This window comes from Citrobacter sp. 172116965, assembly GCF_013458095.1.
Taxonomy (GTDB): Bacteria; Pseudomonadota; Gammaproteobacteria; order Enterobacterales; family Enterobacteriaceae; genus Citrobacter; species Citrobacter braakii.
The window spans coordinates 128,716-151,538 of record NZ_CP046673.1 but is presented as its reverse complement, the minus strand read 5'-3'; the positions used below and the strand labels follow the sequence as shown (position 1 = coordinate 151,538).

The 22,823-nt window shown below is 52.9% G+C and carries 20 protein-coding genes; 9 read left to right on the top strand and 11 right to left on the bottom strand.

The window, feature by feature from the left end; genetic code table 11:
* Positions 1–123: 123 nt before the first annotated feature.
* Entirely contained in the window at positions 124–864 is a 741-nt protein-coding gene (locus tag GPJ68_RS00720) for a MipA/OmpV family protein (RefSeq protein WP_016154944.1), read from the bottom strand.
* Between the two features lie 121 nt (positions 865–985).
* Between GPJ68_RS00720 and GPJ68_RS00715 the strand changes: the two genes are divergently transcribed.
* A complete protein-coding gene (locus tag GPJ68_RS00715) occupies positions 986–1,939 on the top strand; it encodes a LysR family transcriptional regulator (RefSeq protein WP_016157735.1) in 954 nt (317 codons plus the stop codon).
* Between the two features lie 47 nt (positions 1,940–1,986).
* On the opposite strand, the gene GPJ68_RS00710 is transcribed toward GPJ68_RS00715, so the two are convergent.
* The 9 genes from GPJ68_RS00710 to GPJ68_RS00670 all read right to left on the bottom strand — a co-directional run bounded on the left by GPJ68_RS00710 (position 1,987) and on the right by GPJ68_RS00670 (position 12,119).
* Positions 1,987–3,123: an HlyD family secretion protein gene (locus tag GPJ68_RS00710; RefSeq protein ID WP_016154946.1), complete on the bottom strand. Its 1,137-nt coding sequence runs from the start codon at positions 3,121–3,123 to the stop codon at positions 1,987–1,989.
* A gap of 5 nt (positions 3,124–3,128) precedes the next feature.
* Complete coding sequence (locus tag GPJ68_RS00705) at positions 3,129–3,452, bottom strand: DUF3302 domain-containing protein (protein ID WP_003024200.1); 324 nt, start codon at positions 3,450–3,452, stop codon at positions 3,129–3,131.
* A gap of 184 nt (positions 3,453–3,636) precedes the next feature.
* Positions 3,637–5,175: an aldehyde dehydrogenase AldB gene (aldB, locus tag GPJ68_RS00700; RefSeq protein ID WP_019078065.1), complete on the bottom strand. Its 1,539-nt coding sequence runs from the start codon at positions 5,173–5,175 to the stop codon at positions 3,637–3,639.
* A 92-nt stretch (positions 5,176–5,267) separates the two neighbouring features.
* The gene (gene yiaY, locus GPJ68_RS00695) at positions 5,268–6,419 is read right to left on the bottom strand and encodes an L-threonine dehydrogenase (protein ID WP_016157737.1); all 1,152 of its coding nucleotides are present in this window, start codon (positions 6,417–6,419) and stop codon (positions 5,268–5,270) included.
* 188 nt (positions 6,420–6,607) lie between these two features.
* Positions 6,608–8,452 carry a selenocysteine-specific translation elongation factor gene (selB, locus tag GPJ68_RS00690; protein WP_016157738.1) on the bottom strand — a complete coding sequence of 615 codons (1,845 nt, stop codon included), beginning with the start codon at positions 8,450–8,452 and terminating at the stop codon, positions 6,608–6,610.
* Positions 8,449–9,840, bottom strand: a complete 1,392-nt coding sequence (gene selA / locus GPJ68_RS00685; protein ID WP_104651744.1) for an L-seryl-tRNA(Sec) selenium transferase — start codon at positions 9,838–9,840, stop codon at positions 8,449–8,451. Before selA ends, selB begins: the two co-directional genes overlap by 4 nt.
* 98 nt (positions 9,841–9,938) lie before the next feature.
* Entirely contained in the window at positions 9,939–10,547 is a 609-nt protein-coding gene (locus GPJ68_RS00680) for a glutathione S-transferase (RefSeq protein ID WP_101700432.1), read from the bottom strand.
* A 70-nt stretch (positions 10,548–10,617) separates the two neighbouring features.
* A complete protein-coding gene (locus GPJ68_RS00675; RefSeq protein ID WP_016157740.1) occupies positions 10,618–11,754 on the bottom strand; it encodes an HlyD family secretion protein in 1,137 nt (378 codons plus the stop codon).
* Positions 11,755–11,756: 2 nt separating this feature from the next.
* Positions 11,757–12,119: a DUF3302 domain-containing protein gene (locus GPJ68_RS00670; protein WP_016154955.1), complete on the bottom strand. Its 363-nt coding sequence runs from the start codon at positions 12,117–12,119 to the stop codon at positions 11,757–11,759.
* 533 nt (positions 12,120–12,652) lie between these two features.
* Here GPJ68_RS00670 and mtlA point away from each other — a divergent pair.
* The 3 genes from mtlA (at position 12,653) to mtlR (ending at position 16,525) form a co-directional block, all read left to right on the top strand.
* On the top strand, positions 12,653–14,569 hold the full coding sequence (mtlA, locus tag GPJ68_RS00665; RefSeq protein WP_016154956.1) for a PTS mannitol transporter subunit IICBA: 1,917 nt from the start codon (positions 12,653–12,655) through the stop codon (positions 14,567–14,569).
* 220 nt (positions 14,570–14,789) lie between these two features.
* The gene (gene mtlD / locus GPJ68_RS00660) at positions 14,790–15,938 is read left to right on the top strand and encodes a mannitol-1-phosphate 5-dehydrogenase (RefSeq protein WP_104651741.1); all 1,149 of its coding nucleotides are present in this window, start codon (positions 14,790–14,792) and stop codon (positions 15,936–15,938) included.
* Positions 15,935–16,525 carry a mannitol operon repressor MtlR gene (gene mtlR / locus GPJ68_RS00655; RefSeq protein WP_005120486.1) on the top strand — a complete coding sequence of 197 codons (591 nt, stop codon included), beginning with the start codon at positions 15,935–15,937 and terminating at the stop codon, positions 16,523–16,525. Before mtlD ends, mtlR begins: the two co-directional genes overlap by 4 nt.
* Before the next feature lie 12 nt (positions 16,526–16,537).
* Here the strand turns inward: mtlR and GPJ68_RS00650 are convergent, their stop codons facing one another.
* Positions 16,538–16,744, bottom strand: coding sequence for a hypothetical protein (locus tag GPJ68_RS00650; RefSeq protein WP_016154958.1), 207 nt, complete (start codon positions 16,742–16,744; stop codon positions 16,538–16,540).
* 292 nt (positions 16,745–17,036) lie between these two features.
* On the opposite strand from GPJ68_RS00650, the gene GPJ68_RS00645 reads away from it, so the two are divergent.
* From GPJ68_RS00645 to GPJ68_RS00625, 5 genes are all read left to right on the top strand, one after another.
* Entirely contained in the window at positions 17,037–17,399 is a 363-nt protein-coding gene (locus GPJ68_RS00645; RefSeq protein WP_016154959.1) for a YibL family ribosome-associated protein, read from the top strand.
* Between the two features lie 262 nt (positions 17,400–17,661).
* Positions 17,662–19,317 (top strand): L-lactate permease, encoded by a 1,656-nt coding sequence (lldP, locus tag GPJ68_RS00640; RefSeq protein WP_016154960.1) that lies wholly within the window; start codon positions 17,662–17,664, stop codon positions 19,315–19,317.
* Positions 19,314–20,090, top strand: coding sequence for a transcriptional regulator LldR (gene lldR / locus GPJ68_RS00635; protein WP_003024170.1), 777 nt, complete (start codon positions 19,314–19,316; stop codon positions 20,088–20,090). Before lldP ends, lldR begins: the two co-directional genes overlap by 4 nt.
* Complete coding sequence (lldD, locus tag GPJ68_RS00630) at positions 20,087–21,277, top strand: FMN-dependent L-lactate dehydrogenase LldD (protein WP_180837069.1); 1,191 nt, start codon at positions 20,087–20,089, stop codon at positions 21,275–21,277. The genes lldR and lldD overlap by 4 nt, the downstream gene beginning before the upstream one ends.
* 195 nt (positions 21,278–21,472) lie before the next feature.
* Positions 21,473–22,813, top strand: a complete 1,341-nt coding sequence (locus GPJ68_RS00625) for an aromatic acid/H+ symport family MFS transporter (protein ID WP_172860729.1) — start codon at positions 21,473–21,475, stop codon at positions 22,811–22,813.
* The last annotated feature ends 10 nt before the right edge of the window (positions 22,814–22,823 follow it).

Below are 22,823 nucleotides of genomic sequence, written 5' to 3'. Positions count from 1 at the left end.
CGCCTAATCGCGAGCGGTAAAGCCCAGTTCATTGGAAATGAGCCGGATGACGATGCTTCGGGTCTTATCCGGTCTATCACATTGAAAAGATTGCCCTCCTCCCTGAGGACAAACGGGTGAGAATCAGAAACGCCAGGTCAGACCGGACATAAAGGTAAAGCTGTCATCACGGTCAACCATCGGGCTATTTTTAATATCATCTGGCAGCGCACTATAGTTGGCGCTGGCCAGCAGCGTCAGATTGCTGGTCAATGCGTATTTAGCGGACAGACCAACATACGGTGTCCAGCTATCGCCAGGGGAGTAGCTTGATAACCCACTACGGCGGGATTCATTGCCAGAGATGCCGTAGTAATATTCGTTGAAGTTTTCGTCATAGTAGAGCACGCCAATCGCCGGCGTCAGCGTCAGCTTGCCCATCGGCATTTGGCGAAACAGAGACATTTCGCCAACCCAACCGTTGCTGTTGTCCAGCACATCCGCTGCTGCGGAGACTTTCACGCTGCCCCATTTCTCATGGTGATACCATGCAGCACCCGCCATCGCGGTTGCGTCACGCTTGTTCAGTTGCTTCATCGCTTGATCGTCGTTATCACCCGGATCAAACTCAAGCGGCATGTACGAGGCAGTAATGCTAAATTCATTACTTTCATTTTTTGAAAGAATATAACCTAACGTTGTTTGCCTAAAATAAAATGATTCACTTTCATAACTGACAAGCGGTACTGCGTGAACGTTATCATTATATCCACGATAAGGAGATTCGTTATATACAGCGCCGCCGCCAATAGAAAATTCTGCGGCAGTTGCGCTCGCCATAAATGAAAAGGCGAATAGCGCCACAATATTGCGTTTAATTAACATGCCCACATTCCATTTTAAAATAAGATACAAAACGCGTGCATAATAATGCTTACAATTTCATCGGTGCAAGATTCATATTTATATAGTAATATATACAAACATATATATATTGGGTTTGGCGATGAACAAATTACAACTCAAACACCGGGAACTGAAGATTATTTCGGTAATTGCTGCCAGTGAAAACATCAGTCATGCCGCTACGGTTCTCGGCATCGCACAAGCCAACGTTAGTAAGTACCTTGCTGATTTTGAATCCAAAGTTGGACTAAAGGTATTTGATCGCACCACTCGACAGCTCACCCTCACACCGTTTGGTACAGCGCTGCTTCCTTACATCAATGACATGTTGGACAGAAACGATCAGCTCAATAATTTCATTGCTGATTATAAGCACGAAAAACGTGGCCGGGTAACCGTATATGCACCGACGGGCATAATTGCTTATTTATCGCAACATGTGATCGCAAAAATTCAGGATATCGGTGGAATTAGCCTCTCACTTAAAACATGTAACCTGGAACGAAAGGCATTTTTTGAAGGTGTCGACTTCCCTGAAGATTGTGATATTTTAATCACCTATGCCCATCCTAAAGATGAATCTCTGGTTGCCAGTTTCATTACCAAATATGCGGTGACGGCTTTTGCCAGCCCTGAGTATATCAAAGCACATCCTATTAGTAGCCCTGATGAACTGGAAGAACATTCCTGTATCCTGATTGATTCCATGATGATAGATGAGGCTAATATCTGGCGTTTCACTTCTGCCGGAGGCAAGGAGATGCACGATTATCGGGTAACCGGAAATTATGTCTGCGACAATACACAATCTGCACTGGCGCTGGCACGTAACCATCTGGGCATTGTTTTTGCGCCAAATGCGAGTGTGCAAAAAGATGTTGAATCCGGGTCGCTGGTTCCATGTTTCTCAGAACAACATGAATGGTGGCTGGATTTGGTGGTGATTTTCCGCAAACGTGAATATCAGCCATGGCGGGTACAGTTTATTCTTGATGAGATGTTGGCAGAGATCCGCCAGCAACTTACTCAGGCGCTGGAACAGCAACCTGAGTAAGCGAATTAGGGTACCAGGTTCAAAATGGTAAGCAAAATAGCCTGCGCCTAGTGATCGAGATACAGATAATGCACCCAACTGGTCATACGCAGCAGAACCTTACGCATCACTGACACATGGGTGAAGTGATCAGAATAAACCGCGACCTGCGCATAAATCCCATCAGGCAGAGCGTTCACATCCACATTATCATTCAGCTCAATCGTGGCGATCACCCCCTCCGATCCGGGCGTAGAATTTAAGGATTGCAGCGCCCCATTCGACTGATATGTTCCCCCCGGTACGGCCGGACTGATGGCAGCCAGTTTGCCGCTGAAAACCTTACCCGGCAGGGCGTTAAACACCACTTCAGCTTCATCGCCTGGCTCCAATCGCAGCAACGAGTTTTGCCGGAACTGGGCGATAATTTGCCGTTTTTGATCAGGGATAAACACCATCACCGGACGCATAGGCAGCGCGGCGGCATAGGTTCCCGGTCGCATCAACACCTGCGTAACGTAACCATCGCTGGGCGCGCGAACCACTGTCTGGTCCAGGTTGAACTCCGCTTCGGCTAACTGCGCTTTCAGGCTGGCAATTTGCGAATTCTCACCCTGCACCAGGCTGTCTAACTGACTCTGGATTTGCTGTTGTTCCGCAACGGAGGATTTCACCGCTGCTTCCTGCGCCAGATAGTTTTGCCGCGCCGCATCGATATCGCGTTCAGAAAAAGGATTGACCTTCGCCTGACTCCCCTGCGCATAACGCTGGTAATCTTTAGCTAGCTTGTCACGCGTAGCCTTTGCCCGCTGCGTGTTGGCTTGCATTTCGTCTAACTGCGCCACCAGCACCTGCTCTTTATGTTGTGCAGTGACAATATCAGCTTTCAGGCGATCAACTCGTGCCTGATAACGTCCCGGATTAAGTTTAAACAGTACCTCACCTTTTTTGATCAGCGTATTCTTCTTATCCGTCACTTCCGTCACGACCCCCGTGACCTGCGGTACTACGGGAATAGAAATTACTGCCTTTTGCGCCTTAAATGTATACGGATGGTTATAATTCATCAGTAATATAAGCCCGCAAACAATGAATATACCGCCCAATGCTGCAGTGGGTACTGTCCATTTATTGGCAGGAATTTTAAAAATCTTAAATATTGACCATGCGCACGCCACATAGGTCAGAACGATCAATAAATCCATCGATATTACTCCGCCGGAGAGGTCTTCGCCTCACCCAGTTTCTTTTCCAGATCGGCAACCCTGGCCTGCAACTGGATCAGGGAAGAATCCGCGCTTTGCATACCCCACCCGCGTTCCGGGCGATAAAGCGTTGCCCAGATCCATAAAAAGGGCCAAATGACATGTAAGGTAAACAAACTCACCCAGCCCGCGACATGTATTGCGTCAGCATGAGGATGGTTACGTTTCTTTGCAATGAGATAGGGAATATCATGCAGAATAATAATCCCGTAAAAAATGACCAGGAATACAAAAATAAGCACTCCTAATGCAAAATAATTAAGGAACATATTTGCCTCAGGGATTTAAATTGAAAACTCAGCTGTAATTTGATTTACACAATAGAGTTGATAATAGTAGTGGAATGACCAGATTGGATGCAATCGTCTTATTTATATAACGATATATGGGTTTATATATAACTGCAGAATAAAGATATGCCCGGCGCAAAACCGGGCAATAAGTGATGAGAAATTAAAATAGTCCCAGCGGTTTATCTGAGTAGCTCACCAGCAGACATTTGGTTTGCTGATAATGCTCGAGCATCATCTTATGCGTCTCGCGCCCGATACCCGACTGCTTATAGCCACCGAATGCCGCATGGGCCGGGTAAGCATGGTAACAGTTGGTCCAAACACGCCCCGCCTGAATCCCACGGCCCATCTTGTACGCCAGATTTCCGTTACGGCTCCAGACACCAGCGCCAAGCCCATATTGGGTGTCATTGGCGATTTCCAGCGCCTCTTCCATGGTTTTAAAGGTCGTGACGGCCAGCACGGGCCCGAAGATCTCTTCCTGGAAAACCCGCATGTTGTTCTTGCCAAACAGAATGGTTGGTTCGAGGTAATAACCTTCTTTTAAGTCGCCATCCAGTTGCTTGCGCCGCCCGCCGGTGAGAACATCAGCCCCTTCTTTCTTACCAATATCGATGTAATTCAAAATGGTTTCCAGTTGACCATGCGACACCTGCGCACCCATTTGCGTCACGCTGTCTAACGGGTTGCCGCTGCGAATACTCTCCACCCGGCGAATAGCTCTTTCCATAAAACGTTCGTAAATAGATTCCTGTACTAATGCACGGCTCGGACAGGTACACACTTCACCCTGATTGAAGGCAAACAGCGCGAAACCTTCCAGCGCTTTGTCAAAAAACGCATCCTCTTCATCCATCACATCAGCGAAGAAGATATTGGGCGATTTCCCACCCAGCTCCAGCGTGACGGGAATAATGTTCTGCGTGGCGTATTGCATGATCTGCTGCCCAACTTCCGTTGAGCCGGTAAACGCCACTTTCGCAATGCGTTTAGACGTCGCCAGATACTCACCGATTTCCCCACCCGCACCGTTTACCACGTTCACCACGCCCGGCGGGAGCAGATCGCCGATGACTTCCATCAGCAACAGCACGGACAGCGGCGTGAGGCGCGCGGGTTTAAGCACGACGCAGTTACCCGCCGCCAGCGCGGGCGCCATCTTCCAGCTGGCCATCAGCAGCGGGAAGTTCCACGGGATAATTTGCCCTACCACGCCAAGAGGTTCATGGAAGTGATAAGCCACGGTCTCGCTATCAACCTCGCTTATTCCCCCTTCCTGCGCACGAATACAGGAAGCGAAATAGCGGAAATGGTCAATCGCCAGCGGAACATCTGCCGCGCTGGTTTCGCGGATGGGCTTACCGTTATCCCAGGTTTCTGCCGTCGCCAGCAGTTCCAGGTTTTGCTCCATACGATCGGCGATTTTGAACAGTATCGCTGCCCTGTCCTGCACGGATGTCTGTGCCCACTTGTCTTTTACTTTGTGCGCGGCATCCAGTGCCAGATCGATATCCTTTTTGCCGGAAGAGGCCACTTCGCACAGTAATTGCCCGGTTACCGGCGTCAGGTTTTGGTAATACTCGCCGTCCACCGGGGCAACCCAGTCACCGCCGATAAAGTTATCGTATCGGGCTTTTAACTTCAGAGGGTAACCATACTCGCCGGGATAAATACGCGTTGAAGGGGGGTTATTGGTCATGACCATCTCCTTGCTGTAGGGGTACTACAAGGGTAGACGGGGCTGGCGAATTATTCGCCAGCCATTTACTGCTTTACGACAGGTATCACGAATTACATAGCAGCGCGATAAATCGCCATGATTTCTTCATGAGTCGCCTGAATCGGGTTAGTGAAACCGCAGGCATCTTTCAGAGCATTGGTCGCCAGTACGGCAATATCCTCTTCCTTCACGTTCAACTCACGCAGACCGGCCGGGATATTCACTTTCTGCGCCAGTTCGCGGATCGCCGCGATGCAGGCTTCCGCCCCTTGCTCTGCGCTCAAGCCAGCAACATCCACGCCCATTGCCTCAGCGCAATCACGCAGGCGAGCGGCAGCCACTTTGCTATTGAAGACCTGCACATGCGGCAGCAGCACTGCGTTACATACACCGTGCGGCAGATCGTAGAAGCCGCCCAACTGGTGCGCCATTGCGTGCACATAACCAAGAGAAGCGTTGTTAAAGGCCATGCCCGCGAGGAACTGCGCGTAAGCCATGGCTTCGCGCGCCTGAGCATTGCTGCCATCTGCAACGGCGACCGGCAGGTTTTCCGCAATCATGGTGACCGCTTTCAACGCGCACGCATCGGTAATCGGCGTTGCAGCAATAGAAACGTAGGCTTCAATGGCGTGGGTCAGCGCATCCATACCGGTTGCCGCTGTCAGGGACTTCGGCATGCCGACCATCAGCGAGGAGTCATTAACGGACAGCAGCGGCGTAACGTGCTTATCCACAATCGCCATTTTAATGTGACGTACTTCATCGGTAATGATGCAGAAACGGGTCATCTCAGATGCCGTGCCCGCGGTGGTGTTAATGGCGATCATCGGCAGTTGTGGTTTTGCAGAACGGTCCACACCTTCGTAATCGCGAATATCGCCGCCGTTAGCCGCCACCAGCGCAATGCCCTTCGCACAATCGTGCGGAGAACCGCCGCCGAGGGAAATAACGCTATCACATTCGTTTTCTTTCAGTATATGCAGGCCAGCAGCGACGTTACTGGTCGTGGGATTAGGATGCGTACCGTCGAAAATGACGCTGAAAATATCACGTTCCTGTAATGCTTTTTGAATCTCGCCAGCCATACCTAATTTTGTCAGCATGGCATCCGTGACAATCAGCGTACGACGAAAACCATATTCCGCCATTGTATTCATTGCGTCTTTTAATGAATCAGCGCCGATTACATTCACGGAAGGAATAAAAAATGTTGAAGCAGCCATTGTACGATCCTTAATTACTCTAAAGAGTCAGGAAGCATACGAGTGAAATATCCAACAAAATATGATCGTGGTTGTTATTTTAATAACACCCACAATTAAAAAGCACATTAGGTTCATAATCTAATGTGCTTATTTCAATCAATATCTATTTTGTATTAATTCATTTAATTCCTGAATTAATTGTTTCATTATTTTTCGGGAAACAGCAAAGCATCGCGTAATAAATGATCATTTCCCCGGCGACGCGTAAAACCAATGCGGTCAAAATATTCCAGAATCTGGATAGCCAATTTACGTCCAACGTTAAGCCTGTCGCGGAAATCGGCAGCGCAGGTCGATCCTTTCTCCTGATCCAGTTCACGGATCATATTGGCAAAGGCCACAATACGATCGTTACGGTAATAGCGATCTTTGACGATCGCGGTGATGATGCCTTGCTGCGCTGCTTGTCGTAACGCCACACGCATCATCTGCTCATCTGTGCCCGTCTGTTTTGCCAAATCGCGCACCCACCACGGCTCATCGCCAAAAAGCGGTTCTGCTTTTTGCCAGATAGCCTGCTGCTCTTCGCTGAAACCGGCCTTATGATCCGGCAAATGCAGCCAGCCATGATGGCTATGGATGGCACCGCTCTCACGCATCTTTTCAATCAGCAGCAGGACCAACGCTTCGTCTTCCATCGGCAAAGCCATACGGCGCAGGCGTTCTCGCCCAGGTCCTGGTTCATCACGGTGCTGCTCGTGGTACGTCGCCAGCGTATCAAGGACTTTCCGCTGCCAGCGCGCTGCAACGGCAGCATTCAACAGACTGTATCCCGCCTGAATAAAGCCATGCAGCTCAATCAACGGACGCATACCGTTGCCGTTGAGCTGACGCGCCCAGGCGAAGTCAGGAATATTCACCGCCCCGCGCGTCAGATGTAGCGCCAGAGCTTCGCCGTCACTCTGTACCTTCTCCAGCGCTGCTAGCCACTGCAAATATTCCGGCTTACGCTTCCCGCGACGCGGCGGATTGAGCGTTACCACGCGCGCGCCAGCCAGCGTCGTGCGGGCCGAAATATCGCGTAGCACCAGACGGTCGTTATCGGCGAGCCAGAGCGGTGTATCAAACACCAGTTCCGCCAGCGTCCCTTCAAGCAGCGAGATTCTCCCGGTGACATGGCTGGCCGCGTGGTGAATATGCAGCGGTTGCCACTGCATCAGCGGCGCGGCATGCTCTAAAGAGACAATCACGCGGGTAAACGCCTCTGGCGGTGCATCGGACAGCAGCCAGTCGCCGCGGTTAAGCTCTTCTTTTTGTGCATCACCGGCAATATTCAGCGCAATACGTTGCCCCGCCTGCGCGCGATCGGTGGCCTGATTTTGCGCATGCAAGCTACGTACGCGCATCGGTTTGTTGACGCCCGTGAGCCACAGCGTGTCACCAACAGTCACCTCACCGCTAAGCGCCGTCCCGGTCACCACCAGACCCGCGCCTTTGACCGTAAAGGCACGGTCAATCGCCAGGCGAAAGCTGCAATCGCGGGCATGCTCGCGCGACGTTAATTGCTGTAAATGATCGCGCAGTTCTTCGATTCCACGACCTTCACTGGCAGCCGTCACGAACAGAACCGCATCGGCGAATCCATAGTTCTCAAGCGCAGTATGCACCTCAGTACGTACCGCGTTGATGCGATCGTCATCCACGCGATCGGCTTTCGTGAGCGCCACGGTGATCTGCGGATTGCCCGTCAGTTGCAGAATTTGCAAATGCTCACGCGTTTGCGCCATCACGCCGTCATCACACGCCACCACCAGCAGCGCATGGTCGATCCCGCCGACACCCGCCAGCATGTTGGACAAAAACTTTTCGTGTCCGGGAACATCGATAAATCCCAGAATCCTTCCGTCCGGCTGCGGCCAGTAGGCATAACCGAGATCGATGGTCATGCCGCGCTTTTTTTCTTCCGGCAAACGGTCGGCATTCACGCCGGTAATCGCCTGTAATAACGTTGTTTTTCCGTGGTCAACGTGTCCGGCGGTTGCAATAATCATTTCAGCATCATCTCCATAAACCGGGTCTCGTCCTCAAGGCAGCGCAGATCCAGCCATAAGCGACCATCATAAATTCGCCCAATGATCGGCACAGGCAGCGCACGCCAACGGGCGGCCAGTGCTTCGAGGCGGCTACCGCGCCCGTCATGTGGAGTAAAGGTTAATGCCGCGCTGGGCAGCCTATCAACAGGTAGCGAACCGCTGCCTATCTGCGATAAACAAGGCATAACGTTCAGGGCGAATTCGTCGCCGTAATGATCAGCAAGCCGTGCCTGTAATTGTTGTGCCTGCGCTTGGACAGCCTCCTGCGAGCGGGTGAGCTGGCGTAACGTCGGCAACTTCGCTGCCAGCGCTTCCGGGTGCAGGTAGAGCCGCAGCGTCGCTTCCAGCGCAGCCAGCGTCATTTTATCAGCCCGTAATGCACGTTTCAGCGGATGGCTCTGTAAGCGCGCGATCATCTCTTTTTTACCGACAATAATCCCTGCCTGCGGCCCTCCCAGTAATTTATCGCCAGAGAAGCTCACCAGGCTGACGCCAGCGGCAATCAGCTGTTGCGGCATCGGCTCCTGCGGTAATCCATACTGGCTGAGATCGACCAGCGAGCCGCTGCCGAGATCCGCCACTACCGGAATATCCAGCTCCTTGCCAATAGTGGCCAGCTCTGCCTCATCCACCGACTTCGTAAAGCCTTCGATGCTGTAATTACTGGTATGTACTTTCATCAGCAGACCGGTATTTTCATTTACCGCCTGACGATAATCTTTCGTGTGGGTCCGGTTGGTGGTACCCACTTCGCGCAGAATACATCCGGCCTGACACATCACGTCAGGAATACGAAACGCGCCGCCAATTTCTACCAGTTCTCCGCGTGAAACGACCACCTCTTTGCCGTTAGCTGTGGCCGCCAGCATCAGCAAAACCGCTGCCGCATTGTTATTGACGATACAGGCGTCTTCCGCCCCCGTCAGACGGCAGAGTAAATCCGCCAGGGCCCGATCCCGATGTCCACGCCCGGCATCATCCAGGCTGTATTCCAGCGTCACCGGCGTGCGCATCGCCTGCACCACCGCCTCGATCGCTTCTTCGGCCTGCGATGCGCGACCAAGATTGGTATGCAGCACCGTTCCGGTCAGGTTAATCACCGGACGCAGCGCACTTTGCGATTCTCGTTCCAGCCGGGCGCAGGCCTCTTGCGCCCAGTCCTCACACCATGCCGGGAGCGCGTGCGTGTCGCGAATAGCTTCTCTGGCTTCGTCGAGCATGTGACGCAGCAGGTCAACCACCCGGGTATGACCGTGAGACTCACGTAAAGCTGGGAAGGCGCTATCGCGCAATAAACGATCGATCGCAGGAAGCTGGCTGTAGAGTGAACGCATGTCGGTTGTCATGAAAGGGCCTGGCTGTTGGTGGCCCTCTCCACCGTGGAGAGGGATATCGATATAGGAAGGATTGTACCGTGACTTTGCTTAGGCGAGTATAATGTGTATCAAGCCTTTGGCGGTTCCGTACGGGCAAAACTTTCGCGTTGAAAGAGCGTTTCCACCAGTTTGACCAGACGCGGGCGATCAACACACCAGCCTGGCGCAACCCGACGGAAATTGAGATAACCGACGGCACAGGCAATCGCAATGGTTGCCAGGTTAACCGTATCCGTTTTCAGCGTACCCTCCGCCAGATAACCTTCCAGCATATCCAGACTACGGGTAATCTTTTCTCGCTGGCGTAACAGTTCGGTTTCTGACTGCTGTGCGACGGGGCGAGCCTGTTCGCGTACCGAGACTAAACCGGCATCCATAATGCCATCGGCCAGCGCTTCCAACTGGCGTACCTTCAGCGCCGCCAGTGGTTCACGCGGCAGCATCGCTGGCGCAATATCCAGCAGTTCTATGTATTCCGCGATGATCGGAGAGTCAAACCAGTACTCGCCCTCATCGGTAACCAACGCGGGCACTTTTCCTAACGGGTTATAGCGTGCCACGCCGCTATCTGCGTTATAGGGGAGTTCATTCACAAATTCGAAAGTGATGCCCTTTTCCAGTAACAGAATAGAAATTTTACGCACAAAAGGGCTGGTATAGCTGCCAATGAGTTTCATGCCGGGTCCTTTTTGCCAACAAAAATATCAGTATGGCTCAGGTCAGTGCAAATGGCAGGTGATGACGGTCTCAATGATCCAAATAAAGGTAATGCATCCAACTGGTCATGCGCAGCAGCACTTTTCGCATCACTGAAACGTGAGCGAAATGGTCGGAATAGACCGCCACCTGGGCATAGATACCGTCCGGCAGCGCATCCACATCGGCATTGGGAGCCAGCTCAATCGTGGCCAGCACGCCATCGGTACCCGGCACCACCGTTAAGGACTGTAATGCTCCCTGCGCCTGATAAGAACCGCCCGGAACAACCGGCAGAATGCTGGTGAGCTTGCCGGAGAATACCTGGCCTGGCAGCGCGTTGAAGACCACTTCCGCTTCATCACCCGGTTTAAGGCGCAGCAACGAATTCTGGCGGAATTGCGCCACGATTTGCCGTTTTTGTTCCGGAATAAATACCATCACCGGGCGCAGAGGCAGCGCGGCGGCATAGGTCCCGGGCCGGATAAGCACCTGTGTTACATAACCGTTGCTGGGCGCACGTACGATAGTCTGCTCAAGATTGTATTTGGCTTCAGCGAGCTGGGCGCGCAGAGACGCAACCTGAGATTGCTCTCCATTGACCATACTGTCTAACTGGCTCTGAATCTGCGTCTGTTCAGCAACGGAGCCTTTGACCAGCGCATCCTGCGCCAGATAGTTTTGCCGGGCATTGTCGATGTCGCTTTCAGAGAATGGATTAACCTTCGCCTGACTACCCTTCAAATAGCGTTGATAATCTTTATACAGGCGATCTCGTTCAGCGGAAACGCGGGTGGTATTGGCTACGGCTTCAGACAGCTGCGCTTTCATATTGTCGATGTTGTGCGTAGCGGTCACCAGGTCGGCCTGTAGCCTGTCGACCCGCGCCTGATAACGAACGGGATCGAGTTTAAATAACACCTCGCCTTTTTTAATCAGCTGATTATTTTTATCTGTCACTTCACTAACAATTCCGGTGACCTGTGGGGTAACAGGAATTGAAATAACCGCCTTTTGCGCCGTAAAGGTATACGGGTGGTTATAGTTCATTAATAAAATCAGTCCCGCCACAATAAACACCCCACCTAATGCGGCGGTAGCAAGCGTCCATTGATTTACCGGAATACGGAATATTTTAAAAATGGCCCAGGCGAATGCCACATAGGTCAGGACAATCAACAAGTCCATGATCAAATCTCCGGAAAGGTGGAGTTATCGTTTTTTTTCTCCCCATCCAGTCTATTTTCCAACTGGGTGATGCGCGCGGCCAGCGCGGCAATTTCAGGGTCAGGTTCCTTCCCGGACGGCGTGATGTGTGACTGCATTCCCCAGCCTCGTTCTGGCTGATAGAGCGTGGCCCAGATCCACAGGAAGGGCCAAATAACATGCAGCGTAAATAAGCTCACCCAACCCGCCGTATGGATGGCATCGGCATGGGGATGGTTGCGCTTCTTAGCCATGTTATAGGGAATATCATGGATGGCGATGATTCCGTAAAACAGAACCAGAAAAACGAAGATCAGCACACCTAATGCGAAATAGTTTAGAAACATACCCGCCTCGTATTCACGCTAATCAGAGCTTTCAATTGCAGGCAGCCGAAAGGAGTCATGGCTGGTAATTTGAACATAATTGCAGTTAGCCATTTCCGCCATACCACCAGGGTATATATTTTCAGGTTGATGGCTTGCGGGGTAGTTGCAAGAAATAGGTGATGAAACAGAATCCGCGCCAGATCACACCAGGAGAAATCCAGACAAATATTTATTGCGAAGTAGATCACAAATACCCAACAAACAGCCAAAGCAAAAACGTGAACAACTTCACACTTAACGCCCATTTTTAGCCAATTCTTGACCTGTGATGTTTTTTTGTACCGATATTTTGTGATGAAAATCACATTAACTAACGCCATACACCCTATATTTACGTGACAAACGTCACATAAAAAGCCATCGACTGGACAGTTGAACGATTCAGTGCCAGATTTCGCAGTATCTACAGGGTCCGGCTACCTCCTGCCGCTACATTAACAAACCTCGGGCTTTTAGCCTGCGCGACAGCAAACATAAGAAGGGGTGTTTTTATGTCATCCGATATTAAGATCAAAGTGCAAAGCTTTGGTCGATTCCTCAGTAACATGGTGATGCCAAATATCGGCGCGTTTATCGCGTGGGGTATTATCACCGCATTATTCATTCCGACAGGGTGGTTGCCGAACGAAACGCTGGCGAAGCTTGTCGGCCCAATGATCACCTATCTGCTGCCGCTTCTGATCGGTTATACCGGTGGTAAGCTGGTTGGCGGCGAGCGTGGCGGCGTGGTGGGTGCTATCACCACCATGGGCGTTATCGTCGGTGCCGATATGCCAATGTTCCTCGGCGCGATGATCGCAGGTCCGCTGGGCGGCTGGGCTATCAAACATTTCGACAACTGGGTAGACGGTAAGATCAAGTCCGGTTTTGAGATGCTGGTGAATAACTTCTCCGCAGGCATCATCGGGATGATCCTCGCCATTCTGGCATTCCTTGGCATTGGCCCATTGGTTGAAGCACTGTCCAAAATCCTGGCGGCAGGCGTTAACTTCATGGTTGTCCATGACATGCTGCCGCTGGCGTCTATCTTCGTTGAACCGGCGAAAATCCTGTTCCTCAACAACGCCATCAACCACGGTATTTTCTCACCGCTGGGTATTCAGCAGTCCCACGAGATGGGCAAATCCATCTTCTTCCTGATTGAAGCTAACCCGGGTCCGGGTATGGGCGTTCTGCTGGCATACATGTTCTTCGGTCGCGGCAGCGCTAAGCAGTCTGCAGGCGGCGCGGCTATCATCCACTTCCTGGGTGGTATCCACGAAATTTACTTCCCGTACGTGCTGATGAACCCGCGTCTGATCCTGGCCGTTATCCTCGGCGGTATGACTGGCGTATTTACCCTGACTATCCTGAACGGCGGCCTGGTTTCTCCGGCTTCTCCGGGTTCTATCCTGGCCGTACTGGCAATGACGCCGAAGGGTGCTTACTTCGCGAACATCGCTGCTATCTGTGCCGCAATGGCTGTCTCCTTTGTCGTCTCAGCCATTCTGCTGAAAACCAGCAAAGTGAAAGAAGATGATGACATTGATGCCGCTACTCGTCGTATGCACGACATGAAAGCGGAATCCAAAGGTGCATCTCCGCTGGCGGCTGGCGACGTGACTAACGACCTGAGCCATGTGCGTAAAATCATCGTTGCCTGCGATGCGGGTATGGGCTCCAGCGCCATGGGGGCGGGCGTACTGCGCAAGAAAGTGCAGGATGCCGGTCTGTCTCAGATTTCCGTCACCAACAGCGCGATTAACAATCTGCCGCCGGATGTCGATCTGGTCATTACCCACCGTGACCTGACCGAACGTGCGATGCGCCAGGTGCCTCAGGCGCAACACATTTCGCTGACCAACTTCCTCGACAGCGGCCTGTACGCCAGCCTGACCGAACGTCTGGTTGCTGCACAGCGCCACAACGTGAACGAAGAGAAAGTCCGCGATCACCTGAAAGACAGCTTTGAAGAGGGTGATACCCACCTGTTCAAACTGGGTGCGGAGAATATCTTCCTCGGCCGTAAAGCCACTAACAAAGAAGAAGCGATTCGCTTTGCCGGTGAGCAACTGGTGAAAGGCGGCTACGTTGAGCCAGAATACGTCGAGGCGATGCTGGACCGCGAAAAACTAACCCCGACTTACCTCGGTGAGTCCATCGCAGTGCCGCACGGTACGGTTGAAGCCAAAGACCGCGTGCTGAAAACCGGCGTGGTGTTCTGCCAGTACCCGGAAGGCGTGCGCTTCGGTGAAGAAGAAGACGACATTGCCCGCCTGGTCATTGGTATCGCCGCACGTAACAATGAACATATCCAGGTGATCACCAGCCTGACCAACGCTCTGGATGACGAATCCGTGATCGAACGTCTGGCCCATACCACCAGCGTGGATGAAGTTCTGGAACTGCTGGCTGGTAAAAAAGCTTAACCATTAAGTATCTCCAAAATAGTTCGAGCTGCAGAAAGGCGGCAACGCAGCGAATCCCCAGGAGCGTACATAAGTACGTGACTGGGGTGAGCGAGGAGATCCAACGCATCTGCAGTTCGAAATATGAAGGCGATATCCTCTCCCTTGTGGAGAGGGTTAGGTTGAGGGAAACGCCTCACCCCAGCCCTCTTGGGTAAAAACATTAATGAAGGTTAATACTATGAAAGCATTACATTTTGGCGCAGGTAATATCGGTCGTGGCTTTATCGGCAAACTGCTGGCGGACGCGGGGATACAACTGACGTTCGCGGATGTAAACCAGGTCGTGCTCGATGCCCTGAATGCCCGTCATAGCTATCAGGTTCATGTGGTGGGTGAAAACGAGCAGGTTGATACCGTTTCCGGCGTCAACGCCGTAAGCAGCATCGGCGATGATGTTGTCGACCTGATTGCCCAGGTAGATTTAGTCACTACCGCCGTCGGCCCGGTCGTGCTTGAGCGTATCGCTCCGGCCATCGCCAAAGGGCTGGTTAAACGCAAGGCGCAGGGCATCGCCACTCCGCTGAATATTATCGCCTGTGAAAACATGGTGCGCGGAACCACCCAGTTGAAAGGCCACGTTATGAACGCGCTGGCAGATGAAGACAAATCCTGGGTTGAAGAACATGTTGGCTTCGTCGATTCCGCCGTGGACCGCATTGTTCCCCCTTCGGCTTCTGCGACCAACGATCCGCTGGAAGTCACCGTCGAAACCTTCAGTGAGTGGATTGTCGACAAAACACAGTTCAAAGGCGAACTGCCTGACATCCCGGGAATGGAATTAACTGATAACCTGATGGCATTTGTCGAACGTAAACTCTTCACGCTGAACACCGGGCATGCTATAACCGCGTACCTCGGAAAATTGACCGGTCATCAGACCATCCGGGACGCGATTCTCGACGAGAAAATCCGTGCAGTGGTAAAAGGTGCGATGGAAGAGAGCGGCGCGGTACTGATCAAACGCTATGGCTTTGATGCAGCAAAACATGCGGCATATATTCAGAAAATCCTCGGTCGCTTTGAAAACCCGTATCTGAAAGATGACGTTGAGCGCGTGGGTCGTCAGCCGCTGCGTAAACTGAGCGCGGGCGATCGTCTGATTAAACCGCTGCTGGGCACGCTGGAGTATGCCCTGCCGCACGCGAATCTGGTCACCGGTATTGCTGCAGCGATGCACTATCGCAGTGAAGAAGATCCGCAGGCCCAGGAACTGGCCGCGCTGATTGACGAAAAAGGTCCACAGGCCGCGCTGGCGCAGGTTTCCGGTCTGGATGCCAACAGTGATGTGGTGGCGGAGGCGGTTAACGCATATAACGCAACCAAATGATAGAGAATGTGGCGCAGGTCAGCCTGCGCCCAAATGACAGATTGTCAGATATGCAGGCAATAATGGAACAAACGCAGGCCTTTGAAAATCGTGTGCTTGAGCGTCTGAATGCTGGCAAAACCGTACGCAGCTTCCTCATCACCGCCGTAGAACTGCTCACCGAAGCGGTGAATATCCTTGTGCTTCAGGTATTTCGCAAAGATGACTATGCGGTAAAATATGCCGTAGAACCCCTGCTCGACGGCGACGGTCCGCTGGGCGATCTTTCCGTTCGTCTGAAGCTAATTTACGGTCTGGGCGTACTCAGCCGGCCGGAGTATGAAGATGCGGAGCTTCTGATGGCGCTGCGGGAAGAGTTAAACCATGACGGTAATGAATACGCGTTCACCGACGACGAAATTCTTGGCCCGTTTGGCGAACTCCACTGCGTGACGGCACTCCCGCCGCCACCGCAGTTTGATACCTCAGACTCAGGTTTGCACGCAATGCAGATTCAGCGCTACCAGCAGATGGTACGCTCCACGATGGTACTTTCCCTGACCGAGCTGATTTCTAAAATCAGCTTAAAAAAAGCCTTTCAAAAATAAGACCCTGCAGGCTTACTTCTCTTCCTGCTGCGGTCGATACAGCTGCCGATAATACGCCAGACGTTGCAGATACAGCTGCGCATTCTCCTGCGGTATTTCAGTAGGGACAACGTTGCGCGGTGGTGTTTTATTCAGATATTCGCGAAAAGCCTGGCTTGAAGCCATAAAATCGACCGTCTTATCAATAAGGGCCGAAACGTTCTCACCTATTTTCGCCATAATCTTCCCTCCTCCATGTATTAACCGCGCTCAGCCTGCGCGGTTGCTCATTTAAGTTTAGGATCGGTTGGGCGATTATATTGAGGAAAACGTGCTTCACTATGAACCCGTCAATAAAAAGCACCACGGCCGACCTTATCACTTAAAATTCCTTATTAATCAAAATAGTAGTATTTTCATTAGCTGAATAATACTTGCAACATTTGATTATTTATCTTCGATTAGTTGTGAATAATCCCGCTCTGCGCGCATACTATAGGATATTCATCCTATTTTTATCAGAAGCTATCCTATGAAAGAAGTCGAAAAAAACGAAATTAAACGCCTGAGCGATCGTCTGGACGCTATCCGCCACCAGCAGGCAGACCTGTCCCTGGTTGAAGCCGCCGACAAATATGCCGAGCTGGAGCAAGAGAAAGAAACGCTGGAAACCGAGATCGCGCGTTTGCGTGACGTCCACGGCCAGAAGCTGAGCAAAGAAGCGCAAAAGCTGGCGAAACTTCCTTTCCGTCGTGCTATCACCAAAAAAGAACAGGCCGACATGGGCAAGCTGAAGAAGAGCGTGCGCGGCCTGATCGTCGTTCACCCGATGACCGAGCTTGGCCGTGAAATGGGCCTGAAAGAGATGACGGGCTTCGCGAAGAGCGAGTTCTGATCTCCCACCGGGCAACATTCGCTTGCCCGGTCCTTCCCTTCCCCTCGCAATTGGCCCTACCAATTTCAGCCAGATCCTACCAGCACCTCACATTTCATTAAAATGTGCGTACAATACCGTTGCCAATAAATAACATTTGATTAACCATTCATTGTCATTACCCCTACACAACAATATTGGCAGGGCCACTTTTACACATAATGTGACCAGGAGATGAGCACAGACTCATTCCATTATGTCGGCGGCCCCCAGGAGACCTGCAATGAATCTCTGGCAACAGAACTACGACCCGGCCGGTAACATCTGGCTTTCCAGTCTGATCGCATCGCTCCCTATCCTGTTCTTTTTCTTCGCCCTGATTAAGCTCAAGCTGAAAGGCTATGTTGCGGCGTCATGGACGGTGGTGATCGCTCTGACGGTCGCCCTGCTGTTTTACAAAATGCCGGTCGATCACGCTCTGGCTTCCGTGGTGTACGGCTTCTTCTATGGTCTGTGGCCAATTGCCTGGATCATTATCGCCGCGGTATTCGTCTATAAAATCTCGGTGAAAACCGGGCAGTTCGACATCATCCGCTCCTCAATACTCTCGATTACCCCGGACCAACGTCTGCAAATGCTGATTGTCGGTTTCTCCTTTGGGGCATTCCTCGAAGGGGCGGCAGGATTTGGCGCTCCGGTAGCGATTACCGCCGCACTGCTGGTTGGTCTGGGCTTTAATCCTCTGTACGCGGCAGGTTTGTGTCTGATCGTAAACACCGCTCCGGTCGCTTTTGGCGCAATGGGCATTCCGATTCTGGTTGCCGGTCAGGTTACCGGGCTGGATAGCTTCGAGATTGGTCAGATGGTGGGCCGTCAGTTACCGTTCCTGACCATTATCGTGTTGTTCTGGATTATGGCGATTATGGATGGCTGGCGCGGCGTAAAAGAGACCTGGCCTGCGGTGATGGTCGCTGGCGGCTCGTTTGCTATCGCGCAGTACCTCAGCTCTAACTTTATCGGGCCAGAACTGCCAGACATTATCTCGTCTCTGGTTTCGCTGGTCTGCCTGACGCTGTTCCTGAAACGCTGGCAGCCGGTACGCATCTTCCGCTTTGGCGATATGGGCGCTTCACAGGTCGATCAGACGCTGGCTCGCACCCACTATACCGCTGGACAGGTGGTCCGCGCCTGGTCTCCGTTCCTGTTCCTGACCGCCACCGTCACGCTGTGGAGCGTACCGCCGTTTAAAGCGCTGTTTGCGCCAGGCGGCGCGATGTACCACTGGGTGGTCAATATTCCGGTTCCGTACCTCGATAAGCTGGTTGCCCGTATGCCGCCGGTCGTACATGAAGCCACAGCCTACGCGGCGGTGTATAAATTTGACTGGTTCTCCGCAACCGGTACCGCGATTTTGTTTGCCGCCCTGCTGTCTATCGTCTGGTTGAAGATGAAGCCGTCCGCAGCGCTGCAGACTTTTGGCAGCACGCTGAAAGATCTGGCGTTACCTATTTACTCCATCGGAATGGTGCTGGCATTCGCGTTTATCTCAAACTACTCCGGGCTTTCATCAACCCTGGCGTTGGCCCTGGCACACACCGGCAGCGCGTTTACCTTCTTCTCACCGTTCCTCGGCTGGCTGGGGGTATTTCTGACCGGGTCCGACACCTCATCAAACGCACTGTTTGCCGCCCTGCAGGCTACGGCTGCTCAGCAAATCGGCGTTTCGGATGTGCTGATGGTTGCGGCAAATACCACCGGCGGCGTGACCGGCAAGATGATCTCGCCGCAATCTATCGCTATCGCCTGTGCGGCAGTGGGATTAGTGGGGAAAGAGTCTGACCTGTTCCGCTTTACCGTGAAACACAGCCTGATTTTCACCTGCATGGTGGGTGTGATTACCACGCTGCAGGCCTATGTCTTAACCTGGATGATTCCATGATAGTGATGCCCAGACGCCTGTCAGACGAAGTCGCATCTCGTGTGCGGGCGCTGATTGAAGAACAACAGCTGGAGGCGGGCATGAAGTTGCCCGCTGAGCGCCAACTGGCTGTACAGCTCGGCGTATCGCGTAACTCGCTGCGCGAGGCGTTAGCAAAGCTGGTCAGTGAAGGCGTACTGATTAGCCGTCGTGGCGGCGGGACGTTTATCCGCTGGCAGCATGAGGCCTGGTCTGAACAAAACATCGTTCAGCCGCTGAAAACCCTGCTGGCGGACGATCCTGATTACAGTTTCGATATTCTGGAGGCCCGCCACGCCATCGAAGCCAGTACCGCCTGGCACGCTGCCATGCGGGCCACCGCCGCGGATAAAGAGAAAATCAGGCTCTGTTTCGAGGCCACGCAAAGCGAAGATCCGGATCTCGCCTCGCAGGCTGACGTTCGTTTTCATCTCGCCATTGCGGAAGCCTCGCACAACGTGGTGCTGTTGCAGACCATGCGCGGTTTCTTCGACGTCCTGCAGTCTTCGGTAAAACAGAGCCGCCAACGTATGTACCTGGTACCGCCGGTATTTTCTCAACTGACGGCGCAGCATCAGGCCGTGCTGGACGCCATTGTTGCCGGGGATGCCGACGGGGCGCGTAAGGCCATGATGGCGCACCTCAGTTTTGTCCACACCACAATTAAACGATTTGATGAAGATCAGGCCCGGCAGGCGCGTATTACTCGCCTGCCCGGTGATCCTGGTGAGAATAGCAGGGAGAACAACACATGATTATTTCAGCAGCCAGCGACTATCGCGCCGCAGCCCAGCGCATCCTGCCCCCCTTCTTGTTCCACTATATTGACGGCGGGGCGTATGCCGAGCACACCTTGCGCCGTAACGTGGCAGACCTGTCAGAGGTGGCGCTGCGCCAGCGCGTACTGAAGAATATGTCTGACCTGAGCCTGGAAACAAAGCTGTTCAACGAAACACTCTCCATGCCGGTAGCCCTCGCGCCTGTTGGTTTGTGCGGCATGTACGCACGCCGGGGCGAGGTTCAGGCCGCCGCCGCCGCTGATGCCAAAGGCATTCCGTTTACGCTTTCCACAGTGTCCGTATGTCCGATTGAAGAAGTCGCCCAGGCCATCAAGCGTCCGATGTGGTTCCAGCTGTATGTTCTGCGCGATCGCGGTTTTATGCGTAACGCGCTGGAGCGCGCCAAAGCGGCGGGTTGCTCCACGCTGGTCTTTACCGTCGATATGCCAACGCCTGGCGCACGCTACCGTGACGCCCATTCCGGTATGAGCGGCCCAAATGCGGCACTGCGCCGCTACTGGCAAGCAGTCACTCATCCACAGTGGGCATGGGACGTTGGTCTGAACGGTCGCCCGCATGATTTAGGCAATATTTCGACTTATCTGGGCAAACCCACCGGCCTTGAAGATTACATCGGCTGGCTGGCGAATAACTTCGATCCGTCGATTTCCTGGAAAGACCTCGAGTGGATCCGCGAATTCTGGGATGGTCCGATGGTGATCAAAGGGATCCTCGATCCTGAAGATGCCCGCGACGCCGTACGCTTTGGCGCAGATGGCATCGTTGTCTCTAACCACGGTGGCCGTCAGTTAGATGGCGTGCTGTCTTCAGCTCGTGCGCTGCCCGCCATTGCCGATGCGGTGAAAGGCGATATTACCATTCTGGCTGATAGCGGGATCCGCAATGGTCTGGACGTTGTACGCATGATAGCGCTGGGCGCGGATAGTGTACTGCTGGGGCGTGCTTATCTGTACGCGCTGGCGACCCACGGCCAGGCCGGTGTGGCGAATCTGCTGAACCTGATCGAGAAAGAGATGAAGGTGGCGATGACCCTGACCGGTGCGAAGTCGATTAGCGAAATCAGCCGTGATTCGCTGGTACAGGAACTGGGTAAGAGCCTGCCTGCCGCGCTGGCACCTCTGGTCCAGGGTAGCGCAGCGTAACAACCTCCCCGTAAACCCCATTTTCTGAATGGTCGGTCTGTTTTCAGCCCGACCATTTTTTATCCGAAAATAACGACTAGTTAACATTTACAACCAATATATTTGACAACTTTTTATCCACCTGCCAAATGTATAGACAAGCTAATACAACAGCATTTTATACATATAACAACCATCATAACGGGCGAGGGTGACATGGCTTATTCCGGAAAAGTGAATATCCAGCAGGCGATAGATGACAGTGCTTTTTCGCGCTTCCACTGGGTCATTATTGTCCTGGGTTTTCTGGTTTTAGCCATTGACGGCTTCGATACGGCGGCGATGGGCTATATTGCCCCCACGCTTTCAGCCGACTGGGGCATCAAGAAACAAGATCTTGGACCGGTGTTAAGCGCCGCGCTATTGGGCCTCTCATTTGGTGCCCTGCTGGCCGGACCGATTTCCGATCGTATGGGTCGTAAGCGCGTCCTGGTCTTTTCCTGTCTGTTCTTTGGCCTCGCCAGTCTGGGAACCGCCTATGCCCAGACGCTGAATATGCTCACGTTTTGGCGCTTTCTCACCGGGCTTGGGCTTGGCGCGGCAATGCCCAATGCCATCACCCTGGTGTCAGAATTCGCCCCGAAACGCTGTCGTTCAATGGCGATTAACACCATGTACTGTGGCTTTCCGTTAGGGGCTGCGGGCGGCGGCGTGATCTCCTCCTGGCTGATCCCCAACTACGGCTGGCACAGTGTTCTGCTTGCTGGTGCGATCGCCCCACTGGTCCTCACCGTACTGTTGGTGCTGTTCCTGCCGGAGTCGGTTAAGTATCTGGTTCACCGCGGTAAAGGGGTTGCACAGATTAAACGCATTGCTCAACGCTTTATGTCGGGAAGTCTGGAACAGGTTACCCAGTTTTATCTGGATGAAGACCGCTTCACGGTCAAAAAAAGCAGCGTGGCACAGTTATTTAGTATGCCCTGGCTGCCGGGTACGCTGATGCTCTGGATGACCTACTTTATGGGGCTGGTTATCTATTACGTGCTGCTGAGCTGGATGCCAACGCTGATGCTGGGAATGGGCTATCCGCTGGCCGAATCCGCCTGGCTGACATCGCTGTTTACCTTTGGCGGTACGGCGGGGATCCTGCTGGCCGGTTGGTTAATGGACCGCTGGGAAGCCCATAAAGTGGTCTCACTCGGCTTCATTCTGACGATGCTGTTTGCCCTCGCTCTCGGGTTTGAACATAACCACATCATCTTGTTCGGCGCATTGATCTTCCTGATGGGGATTACCATGAACGGCGCGCAGTCCGGGCTGCAGACGCTGGCCGCCACGTTTTATCCAACCCACTGCCGTGCGACGGGCATTGCCTGGATGCAGGGCGTGGGCCGCTTCGGCGGCGTAGCCGGAACGATGATGAGCGCCCAGTTGCTTTCCCTGCAATGGCAGGCAGACAGTATCTTAATGTTCCTCAGCCTTCCGGCCCTGGTCGCTGCTGCCGCGACAATTTACAAGCTGCAGCGCTATAAACCGCACGCGCTGACCGTCGCATAGTACCCGCTCT